Genomic DNA, 6,647 nt, shown 5'->3' on the forward strand with positions numbered 1-6,647 from the left:
TGTGGAATCTCTATTGAACTAAGTACTAATTTATGGTAATTTCTTAATAATTTTATTGTCATTGTGAGGGATGAACATGATAAAAAAACTTACGGAAGCAAATCGAAAGCAGCTGATGGAATTCGTTTGCATTAAGCCAGCCGAGAACTTATTCATTATCGGTGATGTTGAAGCATTCGGGTTTGATAATGAGTTTCAAACGATCTGGGGGGGATTTGACGAAGCTGGAGAACTTATTGCAGTGCTACTGAAATATGAAACTAATTATATACCTTATGCGACAGGGCAATATGATATGGAAGGCTTCGCTGAAATCATCAATAGTGACCCGAATATGCGTGAATTATCGGGTTTGAAAGAAATAGTAGAAAGGCTGGAGCCTCTAATTCCAAAGAAAAAACGAAGCAGCAATTCATTTTACTATGCGAAGTGTCAAAGGTTGCTGGAAAATAAGAGTGCTGAGGAGTTAGGGAAGGTTGAAAAGCTTACTTTAGATGAAGTTGAAGAGAATGTCGATCTTCTAAAGGGAATACCTGAATTTCAGACTAGCAATATTAGCGTGGAATCAAAGAAACGCATGATTGAAAATAAAACAGGGCGAACATACTTTATTCGAGTGGATGGTGAAATGGCAACAACTGCGTCGACTACGGCAGAAAATAGTTCCTCGGCTATGATTATTGCTGTTGCAACAAGAGAGAATTTCAAACGGCAGGGACTTGCTACAGATTGTATGATTAAGCTTTGTAAAGACCTTTTGGCTGAAGGAAAAGAGCTTTGTTTATTCTATGATAATCCGGAAGCAGGAAAAATTTATAAGCGTCTTGGCTTTGAGGATATCGGATTTTGGAATATGTATCGTTATGAGTAAAGGATAAAGTAAAATAGTTATAATTGACACAATGTCATCCATTTCATATAATTTATTAGAAAATACGAATTTATTTTCTATAGGATTTCCGCGATGCTGTTTTTTATAGAAGGCATCTTAAAATCAGTAGTGTAGAATAATACTAAAACAATGATGGAAACAGTAAGTTTATGCGGGGCGGACAGAAAGAGATTCCTTAGGCTGAAAGAATCTTGCGTACAGCATTAACCGAAAGCTACTCCTGAGTGCAGCTAATCCCTGCCGTTCACTTACGTTACAGTGCTTGAGATATAAGTTTGGTGACTTAAGCTTCTTAATCAACAGAGGCTAAAAAGAAATCGCTTGCCAGTCAAGGCGTGACGAGTGAAATAACCGGAGTGACCATAAAGGTCATGAAGATTTTTTAACGAGTAAGAATGAAAGTGATTGTCTTTAGCCGACTTATAAATTAGGGTGGTACCGCGAAATGACAGTCTTCGTCCCTTTACCTGGGATGGGGGCTTTTTATTTTGCTAAAAATATGAATTGCCGGAACTAGCCGGCATTTTTGTTGGGAAAACTGTGATAGTCTCGGGGTAAGTCCATTGTACAGGCGGGTTTACAATCCGAAAATATGGTAACGAACTTAAACTTTGCGCCATCTTGTAAAAAACAAATTGAACTTAATTTTGGAGGTAGATTTAAATGAAAGCATCAGATATTCGTCGCAAATATTTAGAATTTTTTATTGAAAAAGGACATGCCCAAGAACCATCAGCACCACTAGTCCCAATTAATGACGCTTCATTGCTTTGGATTAACTCAGGTGTGGCAACATTAAAAAAATACTTTGATGGACGTGTCATCCCTGATAATCCCCGTATCACAAATGCACAAAAATCAATTCGTACAAACGATATTGAAAACGTAGGGAAAACAGCGCGCCACCATACATTCTTCGAAATGTTAGGAAACTTCTCGATTGGGGATTACTTTAAAAAAGAAGCGATCCACTTTGCTTGGGAGTTCTTGACGGATTCAAAATGGATGGGATTCAACCCGGAGCTATTATCCATTACGATTCATCCAGAAGACCAAGAAGCATATGATATCTGGAAAAATGAAATCGGCATTCCTGAAGAACGCTTAATCCGAATTGAAGGGAACTTCTGGGATATCGGGGAAGGTCCATCTGGTCCAAACTCCGAAATTTTCTACGACCGTGGATCTGAATATGGCAACGATGAAAATGATCCGGAGTTATATCCAGGTGGAGAAAACGAACGTTATCTTGAAATTTGGAACTTGGTATTCTCGCAATTCAACCATAACCCGGATGGTACATATACGCCGCTTCCAAAGCAAAATATTGATACAGGCATGGGTCTTGAACGTATGGCATCTGTTGTACAAAATGTGCCAACAAACTTCGATACGGATTTATTTATGCCAATTATCGAGAAAATTGAAGACTTTGCAAACCGTACGTACAAACGCCCTGGTGAAATCGATTTAAAAGAAATCTTCGGTAGCGAAGAAGATATCAATACACCATTTAAAGTAATTGCCGACCATATTCGCACTGTTGCCTTTGCAATTGGAGATGGAGCACTTCCTTCAAATGAGGGACGCGGTTATGTATTGCGCCGTCTGTTACGTCGTGCTGTTCGTTATGCTAAACAAATTGGAATCGAAAAACCATTTATGTTTGAACTGGTACCAACTGTTGGTGAAATCATGCAGGACTTCTACCCTGAAGTGAAAGAAAAAACGGAATTTATTCAGCGGGTGATTAAAAACGAAGAAAATCGCTTCCACGAAACACTGGATGGCGGATTGGCAATTCTTTCTGAAGTCATCAAAAAGGAGAAAGCAGCAGGATTAAATGTCATTCCTGGCAGCGATGCATTCCGTCTTTATGACACATATGGTTTCCCTGTGGAGCTAACGGAAGAATATGCTGAAGAGGCTGGTATGAAGGTTGACCATGAAGGTTTTGAAGCAGCGATGGAAGAACAGCGTGAACGTGCTCGTGCAGCTCGTGCGGATGTTGATTCAATGCAAGTACAATCAGAAGTTTTAGCGAACTTGAAGCAAGAGTCTAATTTTGTTGGCTATGATACGCTGCAAACGGAAACGAAAGTTGTGGCTATGGTAGCAAATGGCCAAATTGTAGAGGTTGCTTCCGAAGGGGACGAGGTTCTGGTAATTCTAGCTGAAACACCTTTCTACGCTGAAATGGGTGGGCAAGTTGCAGATCACGGGACAATCGAAAATGATACATTCAAAGCTTTTGTAAAAGATGTACAAAAAGCCCCAAATGGCCAATCGCTTCATACAGTGGTAGTGGAATCCGGTGAAATGAACTTAAATGATGATGTGGTGGCGACGGTTGATCGTGAAGAACGCAATCTAGTAGTGAAAAACCATACAGCAACACACATTATGCAAAGTGCTTTAAAAGATGTCCTTGGTGACCACGTAAACCAAGCAGGTTCATATGTAGGTCCAGACCGTCTACGTTTTGACTTCTCTCACTTTGGTCCAGCTACAAAAGAAGAGATTGAAAAAATAGAACGTATTGTTAACGAAAAAATTTGGGATGATATTGAAGTAGTGATTGAAGAAATGTCGATTGCAGAAGCAAAAGCAATGGGAGCTATGGCATTATTCGGTGAAAAATATGGAGATGTCGTTCGTGTTGTTCAAGTAAGTGACTATTCTGTTGAACTTTGCGGTGGTATTCATGTAAAACGTTCATCTGAAATCGGTTTATTCAAGATTGTCTCTGAAGCAGGTATTGGAGCAGGTACTCGCCGTATTGAAGCCGTTACTGGTAAAGCGGCATATGAAGCTGTAAAAGAAGAACAACGCATTCTGGAAGAATCAGCAAGTCTTTTAAAAGCGAATCCAAAAGACTTGGTTGCACGTGTTGAAAATCTGCAGCATGAATTAAAAGAGCAACAACGTGACAATGATGCGCTATCACAAAAAATTGCCAATTCCCAAGCAAGTGCAGTTCTGGATGCCGCTCAAAAAATTGGAGATGTAACAGTACTGGCAACGAAAGTCGATGCAAAAGATAACAATCAATTGCGACAAATGATGGATGATTTAAAAGGTAAGCTGGAAAAAGCAGTCATCGTACTTGGCGCTGTCGATGGCGAAAAAGTTATGCTTTGTGCCGGAGTATCGAAGGATTTAGTCGGAGGAAACTATCATGCCGGCAACATCGTGAAAACTGTTGCAGAAGCTTGCGGAGGTAAAGGCGGCGGTCGTCCGGATATGGCGATGGCTGGAGCGAAGGATGCCTCTAAACTTGAAGAAGCATTAGTTTCTGTGTATGATTACGTTAAATCTTTTTAATCTTATATAGCAAAAGTATGAAATACTCCTATTACAAATATACTTGTTGTAACATAAAATGGATAGAATACCATAACAATATTTGATTGACAGCAAGAATAAGTTATAATAAAGAAAATGGGGATGTAGACCGTTGTTGCATCTCCTAATTTCTGAAAGCGAGGTGCTGGTCTTGAGTTCGTTTGATAAAACAATGAAATTTAGTTTCCCAGAAGAATCAATGGAACAAGAAGTAAAGCAAGTGATGCTGAAGGTGTACTCTTCACTGGAAGAGAAGGGGTATAATCCTACTAATCAAATTGTAGGGTATCTTTTATCTGGTGATCCGGCATACATCCCTCGCCATCAGGATGCACGAAATTTAATACGCAAGCTTGAGCGTGATGAAATTCTTGAAGAGCTGGTTAAGTTTTATATTAAGAAGAATAACGAGGCATAATAGATAATATGAGAATTATGGGTTTGGACGTAGGGTCAAAAACGGTAGGCGTTGCCATTAGCGATGCGCTAGGATGGACTGCACAAGGAATTGAGACCGTAAAAATTAACGAAGAAACAGGCGACTTTGGAATAGAACGTATAAAAGAGCTTGTAAAAGAATATGCTGTTACCGAATTTGTAGTAGGCTTTCCTAAAAACATGAACAACACAGTCGGACCGCGTGGAGAAGCTTCCAATAATTATAAAATATTATTGGAAGAGACCTTCCATTTACCGGTCAAACTGTGGGACGAACGTTTAACTACAATGGCTGCAGAGCGAATGCTTATCGACGCCGATGTTAGCCGAAAAAAGCGCAAACAAGTAATCGATAAAATGGCTGCCGTCATGATTCTGCAAGGGTATCTGGATAGTAAAGGAAACGTCTGAAAATTTATTTTGAGACGTTCCTTTGCGAAGAGTATGGTGACATTTTAATGTGACCACCGCAGGAGCAAGAATTAATATTCGCATTCCCGAATATTTACTCTCTGCCCCGAAAGTGAAGTGACAGGGGCATGCTTTGCCCCGAACCTTGCTAAGGGGCAAAAACAACTTACATTCAAGCGTTTAGTAAAGTTGAAAATTTATGAAGAGGTGACCAATAATGGTACAAGAACACGATCACGAACAAAGACATATTACAATTGTCGACGAAAATGGAAATGAACAATTATGCGAAGTAATTCACACTTTCGATTCTGAAGAATTTGGTAAATCTTATGTTCTTTATTCTTTAGTTGGGGCAGAAGAAGATGATGAAGGACAAATTGAAATCTTCGCTTCTGCATTCACGCCATCAGAAAACGGAGAAGACGGAGAATTAGAACCGATTGAAACGGAAGCTGAATGGGATTTAATCGAAGATGTTTTAAATCAATTAGAAGATCAATTCGATGACGAAGAAGAATAATATCTAAATGAAAAGGTGGGCGTAAATTTTGCCTACCTTTTTTAATCTTAAGGACGTAATTTATTATAAAATAGAATCAATATTTGCGTATAACTTTGTAAAACTATTTGGAGGTGTCCAAAATGGACGAACAGTATTTTAAAGTTCAATTAGAGGATGGTACTGAACAGCAATGTAGAGCCATTTTTACGTTTGATAGTGATGAACATTCATATGTGTTATATTCCATGGTTGACGATGAGGGAAATGACAGCGAGGAAATATCGGCACTTCGTTTTGAACTCGATGAGAATGGGGAAATGACAGATTTCACTCCTTTAGAAACGGAAGCTGAATGGGAAATGGTAGATGAGGTGCTGAATACGCTAATTGCTGAATTCAGCGAGGGAGAAGAAGATTTCTTTACAATTTCAGATGAAAATGGTGAAGAAGTACTATGTGAAGTGATTCATCGTTTTGAATTGGAAGAGTTTAATAAATCCTACATCCTCTACACATTTGCAGACCAGGAAGAAATTGGGGAAATATTCGCAGCATGCTATATCGCTGGTGAAAAAGGGGAAGTCCAAGACCTGCTGCCAATAGAAACCGATGAGGAATGGGATAAAGTTGAACAAGAGCTTCAGTCATTGAATCAAAAATAATAATTATGAGTTCAGGGATAATCTAAAGTGTGGTTAACACTTTTTGGATTATCTTTTTTTATGGTTTAGTTTAGAAAGAAGAAAAGTTATTTGGAAACCTCTGAGGGATTGGGCTGCTGCTGATTTTTGAAACCCGTTTCGATGGGTCTATAGGATTAACGGGAAATGAGAAGGCCTCTCGAAGCCGGGTGAGTCGACTTTATAGCAAGATCGGGCATTGAAAACAGGTCTCGAAAACCGATTTGGTGACTCTATCGCATAAACGGGAAGTGAGTCGGCCTCTCGAAGCCCGATGAGGTGACTTAAAAGCGAACGGTAACTGAAAGTGAGTCTCGAAGCCCGATTCGATGGCTACATAGCATAAACGGGAAGTGTGAAGGCCTCTCGAAGTTCC

The 6,647-nt window shown here is 39.5% G+C and carries 6 protein-coding genes; all 6 read left to right on the top strand.

All coding sequences use genetic code 11. The annotated features are described in order from the left end of the window. Nucleotides 1-76: 76 nt before the first annotated feature. The 6 genes from QYB95_RS13695 (at nucleotide 77) to QYB95_RS13720 (ending at nucleotide 6,253) form a co-directional block, all read left to right on the top strand. The gene (locus tag QYB95_RS13695; protein WP_301138906.1) at nucleotides 77-871 is read left to right on the top strand and encodes a GNAT family N-acetyltransferase; all 795 of its coding nucleotides are present in this window, start codon (nucleotides 77-79) and stop codon (nucleotides 869-871) included. 684 nt (nucleotides 872-1,555) lie between these two features. Beyond that, nucleotides 1,556-4,216, top strand: coding sequence for an alanine--tRNA ligase (alaS, locus tag QYB95_RS13700; RefSeq protein ID WP_301138907.1), 2,661 nt, complete (start codon nucleotides 1,556-1,558; stop codon nucleotides 4,214-4,216). A gap of 172 nt (nucleotides 4,217-4,388) precedes the next feature. Then, nucleotides 4,389-4,655: an IreB family regulatory phosphoprotein gene (locus QYB95_RS13705; protein WP_036201762.1), complete on the top strand. Its 267-nt coding sequence runs from the start codon at nucleotides 4,389-4,391 to the stop codon at nucleotides 4,653-4,655. A gap of 8 nt (nucleotides 4,656-4,663) precedes the next feature. Continuing rightward, nucleotides 4,664-5,086 (top strand): Holliday junction resolvase RuvX, encoded by a 423-nt coding sequence (ruvX, locus tag QYB95_RS13710; RefSeq protein ID WP_301138908.1) that lies wholly within the window; start codon nucleotides 4,664-4,666, stop codon nucleotides 5,084-5,086. A 217-nt stretch (nucleotides 5,087-5,303) separates the two neighbouring features. After that, a complete protein-coding gene (locus QYB95_RS13715; protein WP_301138909.1) occupies nucleotides 5,304-5,609 on the top strand; it encodes a DUF1292 domain-containing protein in 306 nt (101 codons plus the stop codon). Between the two features lie 122 nt (nucleotides 5,610-5,731). Then, nucleotides 5,732-6,253 carry a DUF1292 domain-containing protein gene (locus QYB95_RS13720; RefSeq protein WP_301138910.1) on the top strand — a complete coding sequence of 174 codons (522 nt, stop codon included), beginning with the start codon at nucleotides 5,732-5,734 and terminating at the stop codon, nucleotides 6,251-6,253. The last annotated feature ends 394 nt before the right edge of the window (nucleotides 6,254-6,647 follow it).

The organism is Ureibacillus aquaedulcis (genome assembly GCF_030418165.1).
Lineage (GTDB): Bacteria > Bacillota > Bacilli > Bacillales_A > Planococcaceae > Ureibacillus > Ureibacillus aquaedulcis.